The organism is Agrobacterium cavarae (assembly GCF_004310285.1).
GTDB classification, from domain to species: domain Bacteria; phylum Pseudomonadota; class Alphaproteobacteria; order Rhizobiales; family Rhizobiaceae; genus Agrobacterium; species Agrobacterium cavarae.
The window spans coordinates 318,785-340,332 of record NZ_SISF01000023.1 but is presented as its reverse complement, the minus strand read 5'-3'; the positions used below and the strand labels follow the sequence as shown (position 1 = coordinate 340,332).

Below are 21,548 nucleotides of genomic sequence, written 5' to 3'. Positions count from 1 at the left end.
TCTCCAGAAACCGTTATCGTGCCAGATTGATGAGGACGTCCATCATATCGGAGCCTGTTTGGAAGACCTTCGAGTTGGCAGTGTAGCTGCGCTGCGCCTGGATCATTTCCGTCAGTTCGTTGGCGATATCGACGTTCGATTGCTCCAGCTGCTTGGACGCAATGGAGCCATAGCCGGTCTGACCGGCGAAGCCCAAGGTGACGACGCCCGATTCGGCTGTCGTCTGGAACGCGTTACCGGAGAGAACCTTCAGATTGTCCGGGCTTGCCACATCGGCCAGTGGCACGCGATAAAGCGGACGCGGCGAGGACTTGGCGTAGGTCGCGTAGACCGTGCCGTCAGCCGTGATGGAGATCGACTGAACCGCTTCGGCCGCGTTACCGTTGACGCCACCCTTAGAGATGGTCGACTTGTCGGCGCCCAGCTGAGACATTCCCGAAAGATCGAACGTCACTTCCATGTCGTTGGTGGTATCGTCGAGGGTGATCGTCGGAGGATCGTTTTCCAGCTTCCCGGCATCATACGTCAATGTCTCGGTCAGCAGGGCTGGTTGAGTGTACGGGAAACCACCTGGATCTGTCGCGAACTTGGAGTCGAAAACGGAGACTTCCCACTGGTTGTCTGCGGTCTTCGTGAAATAGAAATCATATTTGACTGAGTTACCCAGCGGATCATAACCGGTGACGGACGTTTTCAGCGTGCTAACCTGGTCGACATTCACGGAGGATGCGGTTGCACCGGGCGCTGACGGGCGATTGGCGGCAGCCACAATCGGCGCCGAAGAGGCTAGATTGCCTGTCAGCGAACCAAGCGTCGATGCCGTTGCCTGCATGCCGTCGGCAGACGCATTGACAGGCACAAGACCGTCATAGCTGTTGACGACGGTGGTTGGCGTGGTGCCATCATATTTGTAGCCCAAGAGCTTGAAGCCGGAGGCATTGACGAGGAAGCCGTCTTCGTCGGGAACGAACTGGCCTGCGCGGGTCAGGAAGACGTTTCCGCTCGGGTCCTCGACCACGAAGAAGCCATCGCCCTGAATGGCGATATCGGTCGGCGATTGTGTCGACTGCAACGGTCCGTTCTGCGTGATGGAGTAATTGACCTTCGTCATCACGCCGCCGGAATTATAGGTGCCGCCATTCGCGCCCAGAACGAGCGTCGAAAACGAGGTCGATGCGCTCTTGTAGCCAGTGGTGCTGGCGTTGGCGATGTTATCACCGACGGTCCCGAGCTTGTTGGCCTGAGCGCCCATGCCGGATACAGCAGTTTTCATCGTTCCAAAAAGGCTCATGTCGAATCCTCTATTCCTGTTCCTGATGACGTTAGGATGCGGGCCTTGCGTGAGGCTGTCTGTTTTCTCCACCACGGAAAATTTCGGCGCGGTTGGGGACATGGAGGCGTAGCGAAGGCCAGAAACGAAAAAGACCGGCGCGGGCCGGTCTTCGAGAATGATGTTGCTGAAATGAATAAACAAAAATCGCGGGCGTTTTGAACCCGCGATGACGTTCAGGACCAGTCGATGCAGTATCCGAGGAACCGCTTGGAGTCGATTGGATCGAAGCCGAGCTTCTTGCGCAGCTTCTTGCGAAGCTTGCTGATGTGGCTCTCCACCACGTTTTCTTCGACTTCCTCATCGAAGATGCCGTAGATCGCGTTGAAGATCTGCGCCTTGGAAACGCGACGACCGCGGTTCGCGATTAAATATTCCAGGATGCGTCGTTCACGACGCGGCAGTGGGAAGACTTCGCCCGTCACTTCCGGATCGCGACCATCGGAAAAAACCCGGATGGGACCGACATCGGTAAATTGCGTGATGACGTTGAGCCTGCGGCGAATTGCTGCCGCCCGTGCCAGGATCTCACGTGGATGTACTGGCTTGCGGACGACATCGTCGACGCCGCAATCGAACAAGGCCAGTGTTGCATCGAGAGAATGCTGATCGCTGACCGCAATGACAGGTGCCTGGGAACGATCACGGATCGTTCTTGGCAGTTCATACGTTGTATCCGCCTGACCAATCAAAAATGCTTCAATCGCAGCGATGTCCGAATCCGCTGCGGTGTTCACCCATTCTCCAAATTCTGCTGGATCAAATCCAGTCGAGGGTATCCCCTCTCGTCCAAACAGGGCTGTATACCCTTCCTTAACGAGCTTGCGCTCATCAACTACCACGATCATTCGTCCGCCTCCGAATCAGTGTAGCTCACCTACGTCCTAGGGTGTACGAATCGGGCGAATCTCTCACAATTACAGGAAAACACAGGTAATTATTAATAGTTGATTAACCATACTGTGCCGATTTGGACTATATCTAGTATGCGTTAACCAAAAATGGGATATTTTTTCATGGGATAAACCTGTGGAAGATAATAGGGGGATTGACTCACCTAATTTGGCCCATTCTTGCCGCAATTCAAAAACAGGCAAAAATGAAACTCGGTGATACAACTTAGGATTGGTTAAGCCTGGCAAAATTTGCGAGCGTTGGCGGTCCATTGACCGTAGCCCGTTGCGACCAGATTGCTGATGACCCGGCAGACATAGCGCTGTTGCGCGGGGTCATTATTGGGGCCGGCATGGTACCTTGCGACCGCCATCGTCCAGGTCTCATGCCGATCGTGGAGCTGCTTTAGGAAGCGCGCAGCATAGGCGACGTTCTTCGCAGGCTCGAACATTTCGCCAATCGACCTGAACTCCGCCCCATGAAAATAGACGTTGATCTGCATGCATCCGACATCGATCAACTTGGCGCCACGTGCCCGCGCTTCCTCCACCAGACGATAGGCTTCCGCCCTGCTTTCCGGAAAAAAAGCCTTGCCTTCGATGTTGATCGCGTAGGGGCTGAGCGAGCCTTTGCGTCCCGTTTCCGTCAGCCCCACCGAATATAATATTCCTTCTGGAATACTATACTGGCCTGCGGCATCATGGATCTGTCGCTCACATTCGACCGCTGCGGCAGGCTGGGAAGCCTCACAGGTAAACGTGGTCAGGACGAGCGCTGGTATCGCGAGGAAGTGTTTCAGGCTGAACCGAAATATCATTGCCATTGACCTCTTCGGGCGCGCTCTGGCGCGTCTGCCGATAGAATTGCTCCTGCGATCGATCGTCGTTGCCACGCTGGCCCTGCTGTGCGCCTTGCTGGTTCAGATCGTTCGGCTGGCGATTGGTGTTGCTGTTGGTGTTATCCTGACGCTCGGATGTAGACGAAAGTGCCACGGTCACCTGGTCAACGCTGAAGCCCTGGGACTTCAGGGCATCCAGAATGGCAGAGCTGTCTTTCTGCAGCTCGGCATAGCCCTTCAGCGTATGGGCCGTCAGGTGAACGCTCAACTCATCGCCAACCAGCTTCATGGCGGCCGTCACATGACCGAGTTCGACCGGGCTCATCTGAATCTTGAGCGTGTGAACGACCTGCCCGGTGGACGTCACCAGAGGCGCTCCGCTCGTCTTGGCCGCCATTGCGGTTGCCCAATCCGGGTCGGTTGCCATCGACGCCGTCACGTTGGCGGCATTCAAGGTGGGCGAGAGGGCGAGATAGCGCCTGCTATCAAGGACCTGCACCACGTCGACGTTCGGAGCAGAGGATAGGGATGCATCCACCTTCAGCGATCCATCCTCATGCGATGCGATGTGAAGATCGATCGCCGGGGCATCCCCCTTTGAAAGCCTTACCACGGTGGTGGGCATGGCCAGATCGTCTTCGGATGGTGGAGCCACGGGAAGCAAGGCTGCGCCATCAGCAGGCTTGGCCTTTGCCTCGGCATGCACCGGCACCGCAGGCTGTTCCTTTGGCGCGGCTGTGGCTGCGAGAAGCGACATCAGGTCGGCACTCGTGCTGGCAACGTTGGTCAGATCTGCATCGTCTGCAGGTTTGTCGCTGTCCGTATCGTCCTTATCACCTTCGACCGGCACTTCGCTCGTGTTCGTGGCCTTCGTCAGCGTCTCGATGAATTTGACAAGATCTGCAAGTGACGTAGCAGGCTCCTCAGTCTCTGCCGGGGCTTCCGCGACGACAGGCGCAACAGGCGCAGTTTGAACGCTCAGGCTCGAGTCGACGAGCTTCAACAGGAGAGCAGGTTTGCTCTGCGCCGCCTCATCGACAACCTCGCCTTCAGCGGGTGGTTGCTTGTCGTCGGCGCTTGTGGAACGGGCTGGCACAGCATCCTGAGATTTATCGGCAGGGCGATCGCTGACCGTTTGCTTCGTATCGGTCGGCGCGGCGCTGGACGGAGTGCTCTGGGCCTTATCGCTATCTTGCGCCTTGGAATCGGCGTTGGCGTTGTTCGCCGGTGCAGGTTGCCGCGCAGTGCGGTCACCCGCAGCGCCAAGCGCATCCGAGAAGCCTGATCCGCCTTGTTTGGACGATCCGCCACGGTCCCGACCATTTGTGACCTTTACGGCCTCGGCGTGGCTTGGCACCAAGTTGCTCAGGACGTTCATGTTATCCCCCTTCCTGCTTCAGCATGGAGTCGATCTCGTTCAATCGAGCGCGGTTCTTGTCGAAAAATGTCTTTAGCGGCGCCGCATCGGCTGCCTGAGACGCAGCCTCCTCGGTCTTTCCGGCCGGCACAGGAGCCCTGCTACCCTCGGTCGCAGGGCCGCTACTGCTCGAAACAGTCGTCGCGGCGGTAAGAGACGGCGGCTGCATAATCTGTTCCGCAATGGTTTTTGCCGCGTTGCGTAGCGCGAGGTCACGCGGCGAAAGTTCCGATTCCGGGATGCTCGCCAGCTTTTCCTGGGCGGCCAGAACATCCTGTCCTGATATGTCGGACAGCCCCGAATAGAGCTTGGAGAGAGGCTCACGGGTGGTGTCGCCCGTGTCCTCAGCAATTCCATTGGCTTTCTCTGCCGCGAACTGGGCAAGCTCCATCTTGCCTTGCAGGGATGCTTGCCGCGCGATGCGCAGATAGATTTCCTGCGCTCTCTCCGCATCCATCAATTCGGCGATCTCACCAATGTCCTTCGTCGTCACCGGGCCAAAGCTATCGATGGCGAGGCTGACAAAGAGATCGGCAAACTGCGACGCATAGGGTGAATGCAGAAATCGGACGGCGTATTTGCGCGCGTAAACCATCCCCTTCTCGGGCTGCTTCAACTGCATCGTCGCCATGATGGAGCGGCGCAGCGCGGCTTCCTCGATAATCGTGCCTGGCGCGCTCAACCGGGCATCGTCGAAGAATGGCAGGGCTGCAGCCGGGTCTTTGGTATAGGCGATATTGCCCGCAATCAGCATGAGATAAGGCCCCAGGCGATTGTTGCGATATTCCGGAATAAGGTCGGAGACGACCTTGTCCACCAGGCCGCCACGACCGCTCAGATATTTTTGCAGGACGTTGACCACGCGTGAATCGAAGTATCCCTGCACGTCCTTGGCGACGAGATAGTTCAGCGTCGCGGGATTTCCGCCGCTCATGATGTAGATCAGCGCCGCGTCGGCGTTCTTCGTGTCGGAAAAGACCGACATGTCCGAGGTGCGCAACGTGGTGTCGAAAGCGCTCAGCAGAAATTTCTGCATGTCGCGCGCGGAATGATCGCCCATGACGACCGAATCCTGCACGAACTGCAGAGACCGCAAGATCTTGGCGGGCGGCAAGTCGCTCTGGGCCTCGGCATGGCCAGCCGCCAGAAGCCAGGACACCCCCATCAACAATCCAGCAATATGAGTGGCTCTCATCATCCGCTGGCCTCAACCGTCCTCGAGCAATATCTCGATGCGACGGTTCGCGCCGTTCATCGGGTCGTCGGTGCTTTGCAAGCGACGGTCGGCAAAACCGGACAGCTGCTTGATCCGTCCTTCATCCAGTCCGCCGCGCACCAGCATGTAATAGGCCGCATGGGCGCGATCCATCGACAGCGTCCAGTTGTCCTTGCCGCCGCTACTATAGGCTCTGCCGTCGGTATGGCCGCGAATGACGACGGCGCCCTTCTGCTTGCTGAGAACCTCGCCGATCTTGCCCATTGCCAGGACGAGATCGCGCTGGGGTATGGCAGAACCGACACTGAACATCGCAGTGCTTGCCTTTTCCGAAATGGTGATCAGCGTGCCGCCTTCGGCAGGGGTCACGACAATGCCCTCGGCAAGCTTGCCGGCCACGCCGGAAACCTGTTGCGAGATTTCCGCGCGCAACGCGTCGGCGGCCTTCTCGCTCTTTTGCGATACCTTGACGGGCGTGGCAGGCTCGCTTTCAGGGTCTTGCTTTACCTCAGCATCCTGTTTGGCCGGTTGCTTACCGGATGCCTGATCGGGCTTGGGGCTGGGCACGGGAATGGCCATGGCCACCTCCGTGGGCTTTTGAGCCTCCGGATCCAGATCGTCTGCCGCAACCTGTTCGGCCTTAGCCGTCTTAGCATCAGGCGGTGCTCCAAGCTCGTTCGGGTCACCGATAATGCCTGCGACATCTTCCTTCGGGGGCGTTTGCTTCACGCTTTCAGACGTCTGCTCCTTTTCCGGGAGCTTGGTGTCCTGGACCACCACAGAAGGGTTCTGCTGAGCGGTGTCGATCTGCTTGCTCCAGAAATCCGGATCGAAGGGATCGCGGTAGGCTTCACCGCCGGAGGCGCCGGTGGAAGGGCCGGATTCGCTTGCACCGCCCTCACCCTTGGCGCTGACATTGGCTTGCTGGCCGACCTCCTGGGCAATCTCCGCAAGAACCGCATAGGGGTTTTCGAAGAACGCCGCTTCGGAGAAATTGACGTTCTGGCCGGAGGTCGTGGTCGAGTCCTCGCCGCTTGCAGCCGCACTGCCTTCCGTCGATTTGGTCGACTTGGTGTCGGACTTTGCGCTGTTCTCCTCGCCTTGCTCCTTCTTGGCCGGCTGCTTCAACCCACGTTCGGCCGGCTGTTCGTCCGTCAGCTTGATGGGATTGAAATAGCTGGCGACCGATGCGGTCGTCTTCTCATTGGAGGCGTTGACGAGCCACATAACGAGAAAGAAGGCCATCATCGCGGTCATGAAGTCAGCAAAGGCGATCTTCCAGGCACCACCATGCGCACCGTCATGCCCACCCTTGTGACGCTTGACGATGATGATTTCATTCTTGCCGTGATGGTGATTTTCGCTCTCACTCATCCGACAAGCCCCTCAAACCTTGGAAAAATTCCGACAGTCTCGTCATTAGAACTGAATTATCCATTTGAACCTGAATATCGATGTCGTCCGACATCTCGTAATCGACAGGATGGTCAATTTCTTCCAGGCCTTTGCGCATCTTGGAAAGCAGTTGCTCCGGCCCGCTGATCTTGACCGTGCCAGCATAGCCGTCGCGGATTTCGCGAAGAACTTGCGCTGCCATTTCGGCTGCCGTCTTCTGTGCAAGCTCCTGCTCGACAAACTGGCTGAGAACCTTGAGACAGGCGGCCTCGACGTGCTCGTTCATGACCTGCTTCATGGTGATGACCGAGGTCGCAAGGTGACCGGCAATCTCTTCCTCGAACCGGACACGTTGGGCCTCGAGCTCTTCCTCATGGCGCAGCTTCAACGCGTCGAGTTCGGCCTGATGGCTTTCTTCGAGAGTCTGTTTTGCGGATTGCTCGCCATCCTCGAAAGCCTTGCGCTTCTCTTCCTCAAGATCGACCAAAGGCTCGGGAGCAGCCGCCCAGTCATTCTCAAAGGTCACTGCCGGCAACTCGATATCGAGTGCCACGGGTTCTTCAACCGGTACGAACTGGCTGAAATCCTTCAAGTATTTTGTCAGCGCTGCACTCATCGACGCACCTGATGACAGACATCACATCTGTCGTTTTCAATCCGGGAAGCCTTGCGGGAAAACCGCAAGGTATTCGCAACTGCCTCAGCGAAGGAGAAGAGTCCTGCCATGACAGCTTTTCATCCGGCAGGGTAAAGAGCCAAACTTGTGCGAGGGTGAACCTCTCCACCATTAGCGCGACCGACCGACGATATTGCGGAAGAGGATAGGTCTACTGCGGCAGACAAATGGGGTAATGGCCATGATATGCTGCGGCATTTCAGGCAGAACGACGTAGCTCTTCTTGTGACAACGACATGCGTCGGGCGCAGAATTCGAGCGGACATTCGCCTGCGAGATCAATACCGTTAAGGCAAGCACGCCGGCGAGGTTTGCGGTCTTCGGACTGCCATCATGCCACTCGTGGGATCGCTCCCCCGAGTGCCTTCTTGTGGTCCAAACCTTAGCCTTGGAACAGACTTGCAAGGCTCTTTCGGAAGCTATTGGCCATCGAAACGACCTCGACCGCCAAATCACGCTGCGATTTATAGGCGGCAAGCTTGGTCGATTCTTCCTCCATATCCGCGTCAACAAGACGGCTGACGCTTTTGTTCAAGGAGTCGCCAAGCGCACCCACGAAGGATTGCTGCTGATCGATGCGGTTCGACATGGTCCCGAGAGTGCTGCCGAGCCCCTTTAACTTGGCGGAAAGCTCGCCAACGACGGCCACCATGTCGTCAAGTTCTTCCTTCGTCGTGCTCGACGAAATGGCGATTTCCTGACCGCCCGGAGGCGTCGCCCCGTCGGGGCTCATCAAGTAGTACTCGCGGGGCGTGCCGGAACCATTGGGGTTTAGAGTGTCAGCATCAGTCGCCTTGGTGAACAGACCACGGCTCGGGTCGCTGGAATCGATGAGGACGGTGTCGGAGGTCTTGATGCTCAGATATTGCAGGCTGACCGCACCGTCTGCTCCCTTTTTGTAAGAGAAGGGGATGGACTTGCTGTCAGGCAGTTGCGGGGTGGTGTTCAGGAGCCAGTTATCGCCGGAAAAGGATGCCGCCTGGGCGACCGACGCCAGATTTTTCTTCAGTGCTGCGATCGACCCATTGATGGTGTCGCGGTCCGTGCTTTCCTCGTAACCGGTGATCAGCTCAGTGGTGATCTTGTCCAGAATGTCGATCGCGGAGGAAACGCCTTCGTAGGTCGTATCGACCTTGGAGGCACCAAGGCTCAGCGCATCGCCAACGCTGCTCAGAACATTGCCTTCAGATTTCAGGTTCTTGGCGGTGGACCAGTATCCGGCATTGTCCGCAGCCTTGCCAATCTTCAAGCCGCTACTTGTGATCTGCTGGGTCTTATCCAGGTTTTCATTGCTGAACAGCAGCGTTTGAAGGGCGCTCTGCACGTAGCTAGAGGTCATGATTTTTGTCATGTCAGCAATCTCAAGGCGAGGGAAGAACATGCCATTTTTGGCGGTTGCGGCCTCATCGTCATGAAGAGGCGAAGGTCATGGGAATCAAAGCAGCCAGACAGGCGATCAAACCATGGGCAAGCTTGCGCGAAACTGGAGAAAAACCTCTTTGATCGTGACATGCCCTTAATGACGAAGGCCGCGCTTCCAGAAAACGCGGCCTTTGCCATAGATTGAAGCGAAACCTTACTGACGGAAGAGCGAGAGAAGGTTCTGCGAGCTGGAATTCGCGATCGACAGCGACTGGATGGCAAGCTGCTGTTGCGTCTGTACAGCGGAAAGTCTGGCGGATTCTTCTTCCATGTCCGCGTCGATCAGACGGCTGACACCGGCCTCGATCGCATCTGATAGCTTGCTGGAATACTTGTCCTGAAGTTCGACGCGGATCTGAAGAGCACCGATCGCTGCCGCGGAATCAGTCATCTTGCTCAATGCCGCTTCGACAATATTCATGAAGCCATCGATATCGCCCTGGGTCGAGACGCTGGTCAGCGCGACCGACATGATCGAGCCCAGAACACCGCCGCTTCCGAGGCCGTTGGCGCCGATCGTCGAGAACAAGGCGTAGGTCCCGACATTGAAGGTTGCAACGGTGACCTTGACCGTACCGTCCGCTTCGCGAACAAATCCGTCCACGACATTGGCTTGCGTGTTTTGAGTGACCAGCCAGTTTTCGCCCGAGAAGGAGGCACCTTGAGCGATCGCCGAAAGCTGTTCCTGCAACTTGCTGATTTCGAGCTGAATCTGTCCCTTATCAGTGGATTGTTCGCTTGCTGTTACAAGCTTTGCTTTGATCTCGTTGACAGCACCGATCGCGCTTTCCATCGCCGCGTAAGCGGTGTCAACCTTGGCTGCACCGACGCCAAGTGCGTCGGCAGCGGCATTCAAGGCCTTTTTGTCGGAATTCATCGTGGTGGAAATTGACCAATATGCAACGTTGTCGCTCGCCTGAGCAACCTTATAGCCGGAGGAAACCCGGTCCTGGGTATTAGACAGGCTGGTATTGATCGAACGCAATGTCTGCAATGCGGACATAGCGGATGTATTGGTCAAAATACTGGTCATTTGAATTGGCCCCTTTGGCAATCTCTGGAAGAAGGGACATTCCGGTCGTACCGGGAAACGCGGCAGGTAGCTTCATGCTTACCGAATGGTTGGTCCGGTGCGCTGTTTCGATGGCCGCAGAAAACCGCTTTATGGTTAATAAAGCCTTAAATTTAGGGAAGTTTTTACTTGAGTGAACGCCGCGTTAACGGAGATACCGCCCGTTAACATTGACTAACGATTTGATAATAAATGATATTTTTGGTTTTTGTCCCGGCGAAATTTGTTGTCGAAACAAACAAAAAAAGCCGCGCTGGAGCGCGGCTTTTATCGTTGAAGCGGAAGCGATTAGCCTCTGAAGAGCGAAAGCAGCTGCTGAGAACCGGAGTTCGCGATCGACAGCGACTGGACGGCCAGCTGCTGCTGGGTCTGAAGTGCCGAGAGACGAGCAGATTCTTCTTCCATGTCTGCATCGACCAGGCGGCTGACGCCCGACTTGATGGCGTCCGAGAGCTTGCTAGAGAAATCGTCCTGCATGTCGATGCGGGTTTTCAGTGCACCAAGTGCTGCAGCGCCGTCCGTGAGGTTATCGAGGGCGGTCTGAACCGTGTTCAGGAAGGTGTCGATCTGGCCCTGCGTGGTTACGCTGGTCAGTTCGATGGTCATGACTGCGTTCAGAATACCGCCGCTGCCGACGCCGCTCGCGATTGTCGAGAACATGGCGTAGCTTCCAGCCTGGAACTCGGCCGTGTTGACCTTGACCGTGCCGTCCTCTTTACGGATGAAGCCATCGACAACGGTCGCCTTGGTGTCGTTGACCATCCAGTTTTCGCCGTTGAAGGATGCAGCCTGGCCGATCGCCGTCAGCTGTTCCTGAAGCTTGTCGATTTCAAGCTGGACCTGCTTCTTGTCGACGGAGCTTTCGCTTGCTGTCGTGAGCTTTGCCTTGATTTCGTTGACGACGTCGATCGCGCTATCCATTGCAGCATAGGCGGTATCGACCTTTGCAGCGCCGACGCCGAGAGCGTCCGTCGCAGCGCCGAGCGCCTTGTTGTCGGACTTCATGGTCGTGGAAATGGACCAGTAGGCGACGTTGTCAGATGCCTGTCCTACGCGAAGGCCAGAGGAAACGCTGCTTTGGGTATCCTTCATATCCGAGTTGATCGAACGCAGAGTCTGCAATGCGGACATCGCGGAGATATTGGTCAGAATGCTGGTCATAAACTGCCCCTTTGGCAAGTATAGGGAAGGGACATTCCGGTTTCACCGGTTAAACGACGTATAGCTTCATGCTCGCTGAGCCAATCCATTAACGCTCCAGCCGTCGTTTTGATGGATTCATCTAAAGCTATTAAGGTTAACACCGATATAATATTGAATTAACAGATAGTAAAATTTGAAATTAATTGGTTAATACTTATTAACTCAGGTTAATAAAAAGAAAAGGCCAGGTCTTTCGACCTGGCCTCTTTAACATTTTCTTTACCGATTGGCTTAACGGAAGAGCGACAGAATGCTCTGCGAGCTGTTGTTGGCAATCGAGAGCGACTGCACTGCGAGCTGCTGCTGTGTCTGCAAGGACGCCAAACGAGCGGACTCTTCTTCCATGTCGGCGTCTACCAGCTTGCTGACGCCAGCCTTCATGGCATCGCTGATCTTGCTGGCGAACTTGTCCTGAAGATCGATACGCGTGGACATCGCGCCAAGGGCCGCCGCACCCTTCGTCAGTTCCTTCAGAGCGGTTTCGACGGTAGAAAGGTAGGTGTCGATCTTGCCCTGTGTCGCAGCACTGGTCAGTTCGATGGTCATGACGGCGCTGAGAATACCGCCGCTACCAACGCCGCTCGCGATGGTCGAGAACATGGCATAGCTGCCAGCCTGGAACTCGGCGGTGTTGATCTTGACGGTGCCGTCTTCCTTGCGGGTAAAGCCATCGACAACGGTCGTCTTGGTGGAGGTGACCATCCAGTTTTCGCCGTTGAAGGATGCAGCCTGGCCAATCGCTGTCAGCTGTTCCTGCAGCTTTTCGATTTCGAGGTTGACCTGATCCTTATCGACCGAGCTTTCGCTCGCTGTGACCAGCTTGGACTTGATCTCGTTGACGACGTCGATCGCGCTATCCATTGCGGCGTAAGCCGTGTCGACCTTTGCAGCGCCGACGCCGAGAGCGTCCGTCGCAGCGCCGAGCGCCTTGTTGTCGGACTTCATGGTGGTGGAGATCGACCAGTAGGCAACGTTATCCTTAGCGGACGAAACTTTCAGACCGGTAGAAACGGTGTTCTGTGTGTTCTGCAGCTTGCTGTTGACGTCGCGCAGAGTCTGGAGAGCGTTCGTCGCGCTGGAGTTGAAGTTAATGCTAGACATGATTGCCCCTTTTAACGAGATACATGAGAGGGACATGCCGGATTCCACCGGCGTAAACGGTTCGGCCTCATGCCACTCGGGTCCATTTTCTGAAGGACACCAAACCCGTCACGTGAGGATGAAAATGACCCTCAACGATTGCCAACTTCTTAATTTGAACGATCGAATCCCCCCTTCCCCGACCTATGGTTAACCCCGTGTGAAAGCCTTTCCTCAAACTGGGAAAGCCACGTGAAGGTGTCCCGTTTCGAGCAAGGTTCATCCTGTAGCGTTTGGTGAATTTTTCTATCGCCGCAGATCGGCCGCGCCCCAAAAAGACCTGCCGAGCAAGAGGACGCAACGTATCCATGTTAAATGAAATCAGCTATTCAGCCGCCTCCAAGCACTTCAAGACAGGGCGCTACACAGACGCGCTGAGGACGTTGAACCGGCTGATCGATATCAACCGTGATGCGCGCACATACGCTTTGCTTGCCAAAACGCTGCTGCAACTCGGACTGAAAGAACAGGCCGCCACGTCCTACGAACTTGCCTATCAGCAAAACGGGCTGGATGCAGAGACCTACCTGGTTGAAAGCATCAAGCTCTTCTACGAGTGCGACCAGAAGGACAGGGCACTCGCCCTTTCCAACAGGCTCATTCACCGTTTTCACAAACATCCGGATATTGCCTATATCGTCGGTTCGCTGCTGATCGAACGTGGCGAAAATCGTATCGCCCGCACGCTGAAAAGCATCCTAATGAAAAGCGAGGATATCGAGCACATCAAACTCGGTGCGCGTATCGCCATCACGACATGGGATCTTTTCGATCCAAGCGACATCGAGACGGCGCGCGTTCTGTTGTCAAAACTGCCGCGCAACAACCCGGTTCGTCTCATGTATCTGGTGTTCAGCCGTGAACACAGCAAGTTCGACAATATCGAGAAACATCAGCCAATCATCGATGCCGCTGTTGCTGCAGGCGATACGTCCTTCGTTTCACTCGACGGCACCTTCTTCAATCTTCACTGGAGCGGCGACGAGTACATCAATCAGCTGGCGCGCTCAAACACGCCGGTCTTCACGCCCGACATAAAGGAGCGCCGTCGCGCGATGCCGCATGAATGGGGCAAGAAGATCCGCATCGGTTATCTTTCTTCGGATTTCTTCGACAAGCACGCGACGATGAAGCTGATCCGCCGGGTCCTGGAATTGCATGACCGCGATCGTTTCGAAGTCACGCTCTTCTGCCACTCCGATCCTAAGCTTCTTGGCACGAACGAGGCCGATCGAAGCCTCTGGGGCGATGTCGTCACCATCCGCGACATGACGGATGAGCAGGCACATGCGGAGATGCGGTCACGCAACATCGACATCATGGTGGACCTGAAGGGTCACACTGCCGGCAACCGCACGGCAATCCTGAACATGGGCGCCGCCCCCCTTCAGGTGGCATGGATCGGCTTCCCGGGCTCGGTCGTCAATATCGATCTGGATTATGCCGTCGGCGACCACTATGTGCTGCCGGAGAGCTCGAAACCCTTCTATCACGAGAAGTTCGTGCGCTTACCCGAGACCTATCAGCCGAACGATCCGGTCAATCGCCCCCTGGCTAAACAGGTGACGCGAGCAGAAGTCGGGCTGCCTGAAGACGCCTTTGTCTTTGCCTCTTTCAACGCCAACCGCAAGATCACGCCGCGCGTGATGGATTTGTGGAGCGATATCCTGAAAAAGGTGCCAGACAGCGTCATCTGGGTGCTGCATAACAGCCAGGTCAGCGCCGTGAACATCGTGAAGAAGTTCAACGAGAATGGTATCCCCGCCAAGCGCGTCTTCCTGATGGGCAAGTTGGACTTCGAGCTTCACCTCAATCGTATCACAGCCGCCGATCTCGGTCTCGATACCTTCCCCGTGAATGGCCATACTACGACTTCGGAACAGCTCTGGTCGGGCCTCCCTGTCCTCACCGTCAAGGGCACGAACTTCGCTTCGCGCGTCAGCGAAAGCCTGTTGAATGCCATCGGCACTCCGGAACTCGTGGCTGAGGACGAAGAGGACTATGTGAACCAGGCGGTCTTCTATGCCCAGAATCCCGATCGCCTCAAAGAGGTGCGCGAGCGGGTCGCGACAAATCGCTTCGTCACGCCGCTCTTCGATGCGGAGCGCTTCTGCCGTCACCTCGAGAGTGCGTATGAGATGATGGTCGAGCGCGCCAAGCAAGGGGCTGAACCGGATCATTTCGATGTTCCCGCACTTCCAAAGCGCGACGGCCCCTTCCTCGAACGATAATGCCGAACACGACAAAGGCCGCCTCGAGAGAAGCGGCCTTCTTTTATGTGATCTTAAAAACCCGTCTTCTCTCATGCGAATAGGCTGCCGGTGTTAACGGCGCTCCATCTTCTGTAGATTTACGAACTACTTTTCGGCGATCGGGCTATTTGCGCTCCGATGTGGTCGGACGATCTTTGTCGTCCGTCGCCTCCGACGTTATTCGGAGTAAAGCTCGCCGGCAGACGTCACGATCTTCCATCGTCCGTCCACTTTGGTCATTGAGAGAAGCTTGCTCTTATCTGGCAGGACCGAGCCAATCTGCACCAGGAACATGCCTGACTTGTCCTCGATCAGCGCCCGTCCGTTCGAGACATGCAAGAGCTTGAAGTTCACGCCACCCGGGAAGGGCTGCTGCACCGCTGAACTGTCTGAAATGATATCCTTGTCGATAGCGGGAACCGTCGCGGTTATGACGTTATCAACGACCGCATCCTTCGGCTCGATGGCGGCGGAGTTGTCGGCATGGGGAATGGCCGCCTCCCCACCACCGCCGCCGCGTTGTGGGACGTTCATCAACGCTTCCCAACCCCGGCCGCTCATGCCGAATTTCTCCGGGTTGAGGAAAACGTACCAAGGGAGAGCCGCTGCCGCTGCCGCAACGGCAATAAGCCCGCCCGTCAGCACCCGATCGAATTGTCTGGCGGCATCGGCCGCGGTGGTGGTCTTGTCGCGCTTTTTGAACTTCATGATCAGGGTCCTCGCCGCTGTGCAGCCGCCTGGTTGTTAACGGGCGCGTTTCTCAGCGCGTTTGCCAGTTCTGCGTAGGCGTCGATCACCGTCGGATCGCCCGGAGACTGCTTGAGAACTTCATAAACAAAGGGCACCTGCTTGACCGCCATATCGAGTTCGGCATCGACGCCCGGCCGATATCCGCCGATAAGGCGCAGATCCTTTGTTTCCTCGAAATTGTGAATGAGCGATTTCAACCGCGAGACAAGCTTCTGCTGATCGGGCGTCCAGGCCTTGTGGGAAAGACGCGAGATGGATGCCAGCGGATTGATCGGCGGATAACGCCCCTCATCGGCGAGCGAGCGATCAAGCACGATGTGACCGTCGAGAATGCCGCGGGTGGAGTCCGCAATCGGATCGTTGTGATTGTCGCCATCGACCAGGATCGAGATGATGGCGGTGACCGTTCCCGTCCCCTCCTCGCCCGGCCCTGCCCGTTCCAGAAGCTTTGGAAGTTCGGTGAAGACAGAAGCCGGATATCCACGCGCGATCGGCGGCTCGCCAGCAGCGATCGCCACCTCGCGGATGGCATGGGCAAAACGGGTGATGCTGTCGGCAATGAAGAGGACATTCTCGCCCTTGTCGCGAAAATGCTCGGCAATGGTCATTGCGACGAGCGGTGCCATCTTTCGCAGCATCGGGCTTTCATCGCTGGTGGCGACAACGGCAATCGACTTCCTCATATTGTCGCCGAGCGTGTCTTCAATGAATTCCCGAACTTCACGACCGCGTTCGCCGACCAGTGCGATGACCACCTTGTCGAAGGCATCCGCCTTGGCGAGCATGGAGAGCAAGGTGGATTTACCCACGCCCGATCCGGCAAAGACGCCGAGACGCTGGCCCAGACACAGCGGAGTGAAAATATCGATGGCCTTCACCCCGGTCCGGAAGCCGGAAATTACGCGGCTTCGGCTCATGGATGGTGGCGGCAAGGCCATGACGGAGCGCTTGCGGGCACCTTTCATCAGGGGGCCATTGCCATCGATCGGTTTGCACAGCGAATTGATGGTGCGACCGCACCAGCTATCGTCGGGCTGAACACGAAATTCGCCCTCTCGCAGCACGACGTCGTTGACGCCGATCGGCTCGCCAGGTTCGATGGGGCAGACATAGATGAGGTCCGGCTCGACTCGGACCACTTCACCCAGATGCAGGCCCGTCGCGCTTTTGTGTACGACAAACTCACCAAGCCGCACATGTTCCGAAAGCCCATTGACCGTGTAGTGCCCGGCAGCGATGGTGCGCACACGCCCACCGTGCGAAACGGGCGCGCCAGAGGCCAGTTGAGCGGCCGCGATCTGCGCGAGGGCATCCAGTTTGTGAAACGGCGAAGGCTGCGGTTGGCTATCCATTGGGGTTCATGCCGATTACTGACCGCCGCCCAGCGTGCGCAGCGCCTGGGACAGGTTCTCCTCGGTCGATTTCATCATCGACGAAATGCCTTCGAAGGCCCGGTTGACCTGAATAAGCTGCGTCATCTGCGAGACGCCGTTGATGTTGGAGGATTCCAGGAAGCCCTGCACGACGCCGGCGCGATCTGCATCCACGACTGGCTGTGGCGCCTGAGAGAAGATCACGCCGCTGTTTTCATAGCGAACGAAACCCTTTTTCGCGTCGGCGGTGAACAAGCCGATCTGGCCCATCGTCCTGCCATTCTGGGTAATACGACCGTCCGAGCCGACCGTTGGCTCGCCTGCAGCGAGATTGAGCTGGATCGGCGCACCGCCCGGATCGAGAACCGGATATCCCTTGGTCGAAATCAGTTCGCCCGTCGTCGACATGGAGAAGCGGCCATCGCGTGTGAGGACCTGACCGGACGGTGTATTGATGGCGAACCATGCATCGCCCTTGACGGCAAAATCGAAGGGGTTTCCTGTCCGCTCGACTTCGCCGTTCTTCGTCGATAGATAGTCGTTGCCCTGCGTCACGAAGGCGATATTGGCACGTAAATCGTTCTTCGTCTCCGCCATGACCTGGTTGAACTTCACCTCGGTGCCACGAAAGCCGACCGTATTCATATTGGCGATGTTATCCGCGATGGTCGTCAGGCGGCGTTCCAAGGCGATCTGGGACGAAATACCAACATAGATACCAGATTGCATGTCGTTCTCCTGTTCGGACTTCCAGCCAAGGACGTGCGGCCAAACTCGGCGCATCATGGCTTCAAGACCTAGAGGGGTTTGCTTGCGCGAAACTTTTGGGTTCGGCTCTGCGACCGGCCTGTAAAGAATGAGCAGCGCTAACGATGCCAGAGCGCCACAACATGACGCGATGACGTTTCAGACAATGTGGTCCATGTGGCGAAACACCTCAAAGCCAGCCTCGCGCAAGGCATGATGCCTAACCATTCAGGAGGAAAATTGGCTGCAGGTGTGAGCGTCAGATGAATATCGTTATTGGACTGGTTATTACTTTCGGCTGTATTCTCGGCGGCTTCATGGCCATGGGCGGCCATCTGGACGTCCTCGTTCAGCCGTTCGAGCTCGTGATCATCGGCGGTGCGGGTCTCGGCGGCTTCATCATGTCCAACCCGATGAAGGTGGTGAAGGATTCGGGCAAGGCGCTTGGCGAAGCCTTTAAATTCGCGGTGCCGAAGGAACGTCACTATCTCGACGTGCTGGGCGTTCTCTACGGGCTGATGCGCGATCTGCGCACGAAGTCGCGCAACGAGATCGAAGCCCATATCGACAATCCGGAAGAATCCTCCATTTTCCAGACGGCTCCGTCGGTTCTCAAAAACAAGGAACTGACAGCTTTCATCTGCGACTATGTGCGCCTGATCATCATCGGCAACGCCCGCAGCCATGAGATCGAAGCGCTGATGGACGAGGAAATCGAAACGATCCTCTACGACAAGCTGAAGCCGTACAACGCGATTACCGCGATGGGCGACTCCTTTCCGGCCATCGGTATCGTCGCGGCCGTTCTCGGTGTTATCAAGGCGATGGGTAAGATCAACGAGCCCCCTGCGGTTCTCGGTGGCCTGATCGGTGCCGCGCTCGTGGGCACCATGCTCGGGATTCTGCTTTCCTATTCGATCTGTAACCCTCTTGCCTCTCAGGTGAAAATCGTCCGCTCGAAGCAGCACAGACTGTATGTCATCGTGAAGCAGACCCTGATCGCCTATATGAACGGCTCGGTTCCGCAGGTCGCGCTGGAATATGGACGAAAGACGATTTCCGGTTACGAGCGTCCGTCCATCGACGCGGTCGAGCAGGAAATGATGAACCCTGGCGGCGACCAGAAGGCGGCTTGATATGGCGATTGCTGCGGACCACAGCTCTTCCTTGGGAATGGAACCCTCCTTGCTTGCCAAGCTTACCGGTGGGCTTGGTGACAGCAAGACGGTCACCAAGATCGGCAACGAGATTGGCCAGGTCTATGGCACATTCCTCCCCGATGTTTTTCACAGCCAGACCGGCATCACCATCGAGGTGGATTATGAGGCTTGCGAATCCGGCCTCATGACCGATCTCATTGCGAAGCTCGGCAAGGATTATGCTGTCGCGGATTGTTCGCTTCGCAACTGGTGCAACAACTTCATGCTGGGTGTCGGCAACGCTTTCGTCATGGCTTTGATGGAGCGCATGCTGGGGGCTGCTCCCGATACGATCATGGAACCGGAAGTCCGCGCTCTCTCGGCGATCGAGCTCGATCTTGCAGCTCTGATCCTCGACCGAATCGCTGGCGTGCTGCGCTCTGCGGTCAACGCTCCCGGTGGCTTCGAAGTGACGATCGAGCCACCCTTCAATGCAACCGGAAAGAGCACCTATGAGGAGGCCATGTTCGGCCAATTCGGCATGCTGATCCGGTCGACGATCACAATCGGCAAGGTGACCTCTGAATTTGCGCTGATTATTCCTCAGCGCACCCTTCTCAAGACGAGGATCGTCACGCCGAAGCCTTCGGCTGGAGCCTTGAAGAAGCAAGAAGAGTGGATGGAGATGATTTCCGAGCAGGTCAAGCGGTCCCAGGTGACGCTTGAGGCGAAGATCAGACTGCAGACACTGACACTGAAGACGATATCACGACTCGTGGAAGGAGACGTCATTCCTTTCCGGGACGCGAAGCAGGATGATATCTGCGTCGAAGTAAGCGCAAACGGAGCAAAAATGTACAATTGCGAGTTTGGGCGAGCCGGGGACCGCTACACGGTTCGGGTCAAGAACAACGTCTCTACGGATGACGAAATCCTAAGACACCTGATGGGTTGAGATCGCTCAATACTACCTTAGGTTTTAGGCAGGCTGACGCAAGTTTCAAAAGGAATAATTATCGCATGGCTACGAAAAAGACCCCTGTAACCGACGACGACCTGATGCCTTCGCTCGATGACACGGGCGAGCTGGATCAAGCTATCGGTGGGCTGCGCGACGTCTTGAAAAGCGACGCGGATGGTTCGCTCTCCAGCTTCGGCGATTTCGGCGACTTTGATGGCGCCGCTGCAAGCCCGCTGGGCGATGACCTCGACGCGTTTGGCTTTGACGCGGGCGCAACCGCTTCCGCAGCGCCGCTTGGCAGCGGACTGGCGGATAATCTGGACCTGATCATGGACATCCCGATCGATGTCCAGATCGTTTTGGGAACCAGCCGCATGCTGGTATCAGGTCTGATGGGCCTGGAAGAGGGAGCAACAATTGCGCTCGATCGACGAATCGGCGAACCTGTTGAGATCATGGTGAACGGTCGTTGCATTGCACGCGGCGAGATTACCGTTCTGGAAGACGACGATACACGTTTCGGTGTGAAGCTGATCGAAGTGCTGAGTACTAAGAAGACCTGATCCCTGTGGGGACGGAGAGGAAAGACCATGATGGACTTTGAGGATTTCGGTAACCCGGTCTTAGGGAAACCGTTGTCTCAGGCTGAAAAGGCTGCCGCCGTGCTCCTGGCAATGGGCAAGGGCGTGGCTGGAAAACTGTTGAAGTTTTTCACCCAGGCCGAGCTTCAGACCATCATCAATTCCGCTCAGACTCTTCGTGTCATCCCTCCGGACGAACTTGCCCAGATCGTTGCCGAGTTCGAGGACCTCTTCACCGAGGGAACCGGTCTCATGGACAATGCCAAGGCGATCGAAGCCATCCTCGAAGAAGGACTCACGCCAGACGAAGTGGACGGCCTTCTTGGCCGTCGTGCGGCGTTCCAGGCATTCGAGACATCCATCTGGGATCAGCTACAGGATTCCGATCCGCAGTTCATCGGCAAGTATGTGATGCGCGAGCATCCGCAGACGATCGCCTATATCCTTTCGATGCTGCCCTCCTCCTTCGGTGCCAAGGTTCTGCTGACCATTCCCGACGAACAGCGTGCGGACATCATGAACCGTACGGTGAACATGAAGGAAGTCAGCCCGACTGCCGCGCAGATCATCGAAAAGCGCGTCTTGGCGCTGATCGCCGAAGTCGAGGCAGAACGCAACGCAACCGGCTCCATCAAGGTCGCAGACCTGATGAACGAACTGGAAAAACCCCAGGTCGATACCCTTCTCAGCTCGCTCGAAACCCTCAGCCGGGAATCGGCGAACAAGGTCAAGCCGAAGATCTTCCTCTTCGAGGACCTCATGTACATGCCGCAGCGCAGCCGTGTTACGCTCCTCAGCGATATTACCAGCGATGTCCTCACCATGGCGCTGCGCGGCGCCACGACGGAAATCAAGGAATGTGTGCTGTCGAGCATCAGCCCACGCCAGCGCCGCATGATCGAGTCCGACCTTTCTGCCGGCGGTCCGAACATCAACACCCGCGAAGTTGCAGTGGCACGCCGCACCGTGGCGCAGGAAGCCATTCGCATGGCCAATTCCGGTCAGATCGTCCTCAAGGAAGCCGCTCCAGCCGAAGGTGAGCCAGCAGCAGCATAAGCTTCCCAGTTGATAACACTTGCTGCAGGACGCTGCCGTCTTGCAGGTCGCCCCCCAAAACTGTACCTTCTTTCGTAGACCTGCCA

Annotated in this window: 19 protein-coding genes; 5 read left to right on the top strand and 14 right to left on the bottom strand. The window is 56.8% G+C overall.

Features of this window, described 5'->3' with window-relative positions:
* Positions 1-13: 13 nt before the first annotated feature.
* The 11 genes from EYC79_RS04650 to EYC79_RS04600 all read right to left on the bottom strand — a co-directional run bounded on the left by EYC79_RS04650 (position 14) and on the right by EYC79_RS04600 (position 12,564).
* On the bottom strand, positions 14-1,291 hold the full coding sequence (locus EYC79_RS04650) for a flagellar hook protein FlgE (protein ID WP_116493163.1): 1,278 nt from the start codon (positions 1,289-1,291) through the stop codon (positions 14-16).
* Positions 1,292-1,506: 215 nt separating this feature from the next.
* The gene (locus EYC79_RS04645) at positions 1,507-2,178 is read right to left on the bottom strand and encodes a response regulator transcription factor (protein ID WP_062426080.1); all 672 of its coding nucleotides are present in this window, start codon (positions 2,176-2,178) and stop codon (positions 1,507-1,509) included.
* Positions 2,179-2,459: 281 nt separating this feature from the next.
* Positions 2,460-3,023, bottom strand: a complete 564-nt coding sequence (locus EYC79_RS04640; protein WP_376782288.1) for a transglycosylase SLT domain-containing protein — start codon at positions 3,021-3,023, stop codon at positions 2,460-2,462.
* Positions 2,971-4,440 carry a flagellar hook-length control protein FliK gene (locus EYC79_RS04635; protein WP_130977279.1) on the bottom strand — a complete coding sequence of 490 codons (1,470 nt, stop codon included), beginning with the start codon at positions 4,438-4,440 and terminating at the stop codon, positions 2,971-2,973. Before EYC79_RS04635 ends, EYC79_RS04640 begins: the two co-directional genes overlap by 53 nt.
* 1 nt (position 4,441) lies before the next feature.
* Positions 4,442-5,674 carry a chemotaxis protein gene (locus EYC79_RS04630; protein WP_245495186.1) on the bottom strand — a complete coding sequence of 411 codons (1,233 nt, stop codon included), beginning with the start codon at positions 5,672-5,674 and terminating at the stop codon, positions 4,442-4,444.
* A gap of 12 nt (positions 5,675-5,686) precedes the next feature.
* A complete protein-coding gene (locus EYC79_RS04625) occupies positions 5,687-7,069 on the bottom strand; it encodes a MotB family protein (RefSeq protein WP_130977277.1) in 1,383 nt (460 codons plus the stop codon).
* A complete protein-coding gene (locus tag EYC79_RS04620) occupies positions 7,062-7,706 on the bottom strand; it encodes a hypothetical protein (RefSeq protein ID WP_130977276.1) in 645 nt (214 codons plus the stop codon). Before EYC79_RS04620 ends, EYC79_RS04625 begins: the two co-directional genes overlap by 8 nt.
* A 442-nt stretch (positions 7,707-8,148) precedes the next feature.
* The gene (locus EYC79_RS04615; RefSeq protein WP_165456957.1) at positions 8,149-9,105 is read right to left on the bottom strand and encodes a flagellin N-terminal helical domain-containing protein; all 957 of its coding nucleotides are present in this window, start codon (positions 9,103-9,105) and stop codon (positions 8,149-8,151) included.
* 237 nt (positions 9,106-9,342) lie between these two features.
* Positions 9,343-10,221 (bottom strand): flagellin N-terminal helical domain-containing protein, encoded by an 879-nt coding sequence (locus EYC79_RS04610; protein WP_130977274.1) that lies wholly within the window; start codon positions 10,219-10,221, stop codon positions 9,343-9,345.
* 327 nt (positions 10,222-10,548) lie between these two features.
* Entirely contained in the window at positions 10,549-11,421 is an 873-nt protein-coding gene (locus EYC79_RS04605) for a flagellin N-terminal helical domain-containing protein (RefSeq protein WP_112519932.1), read from the bottom strand.
* A gap of 273 nt (positions 11,422-11,694) precedes the next feature.
* Positions 11,695-12,564: a flagellin N-terminal helical domain-containing protein gene (locus tag EYC79_RS04600; protein ID WP_062438792.1), complete on the bottom strand. Its 870-nt coding sequence runs from the start codon at positions 12,562-12,564 to the stop codon at positions 11,695-11,697.
* A gap of 347 nt (positions 12,565-12,911) precedes the next feature.
* Here EYC79_RS04600 and EYC79_RS04595 point away from each other — a divergent pair, with 347 nt between their 5' ends.
* A complete protein-coding gene (locus EYC79_RS04595; protein WP_130977273.1) occupies positions 12,912-14,834 on the top strand; it encodes an O-linked N-acetylglucosamine transferase, SPINDLY family protein in 1,923 nt (640 codons plus the stop codon).
* A gap of 198 nt (positions 14,835-15,032) precedes the next feature.
* Here EYC79_RS04595 and EYC79_RS04590 read toward each other — a convergent pair whose 3' ends face one another.
* From EYC79_RS04590 to flgF, 3 genes are read right to left on the bottom strand one after another with little or no spacing between them, the layout of a single operon-like run.
* Positions 15,033-15,563, bottom strand: coding sequence for a flagellar protein (locus EYC79_RS04590; RefSeq protein WP_130977272.1), 531 nt, complete (start codon positions 15,561-15,563; stop codon positions 15,033-15,035).
* A 2-nt stretch (positions 15,564-15,565) separates the two neighbouring features.
* Complete coding sequence (gene fliI / locus EYC79_RS04585) at positions 15,566-16,957, bottom strand: flagellar protein export ATPase FliI (protein ID WP_130977271.1); 1,392 nt, start codon at positions 16,955-16,957, stop codon at positions 15,566-15,568.
* A gap of 15 nt (positions 16,958-16,972) precedes the next feature.
* Positions 16,973-17,707 (bottom strand): flagellar basal-body rod protein FlgF, encoded by a 735-nt coding sequence (gene flgF / locus EYC79_RS04580; protein ID WP_130977270.1) that lies wholly within the window; start codon positions 17,705-17,707, stop codon positions 16,973-16,975.
* Between the two features lie 281 nt (positions 17,708-17,988).
* Between flgF and motA the strand changes: the two genes are divergently transcribed.
* The 4 genes from motA to fliG all read left to right on the top strand — a co-directional run bounded on the left by motA (position 17,989) and on the right by fliG (position 21,462).
* Positions 17,989-18,861, top strand: coding sequence for a flagellar motor stator protein MotA (gene motA, locus EYC79_RS04575; RefSeq protein WP_062425113.1), 873 nt, complete (start codon positions 17,989-17,991; stop codon positions 18,859-18,861).
* A 1-nt stretch (position 18,862) separates the two neighbouring features.
* Positions 18,863-19,819, top strand: coding sequence for a FliM/FliN family flagellar motor switch protein (locus EYC79_RS04570; protein ID WP_130977269.1), 957 nt, complete (start codon positions 18,863-18,865; stop codon positions 19,817-19,819).
* A gap of 65 nt (positions 19,820-19,884) precedes the next feature.
* A complete protein-coding gene (fliN, locus tag EYC79_RS04565; RefSeq protein WP_062438808.1) occupies positions 19,885-20,388 on the top strand; it encodes a flagellar motor switch protein FliN in 504 nt (167 codons plus the stop codon).
* A 27-nt stretch (positions 20,389-20,415) separates the two neighbouring features.
* Positions 20,416-21,462, top strand: a complete 1,047-nt coding sequence (gene fliG, locus EYC79_RS04560) for a flagellar motor switch protein FliG (RefSeq protein WP_062425110.1) — start codon at positions 20,416-20,418, stop codon at positions 21,460-21,462.
* Positions 21,463-21,548 lie beyond the last annotated feature (86 nt).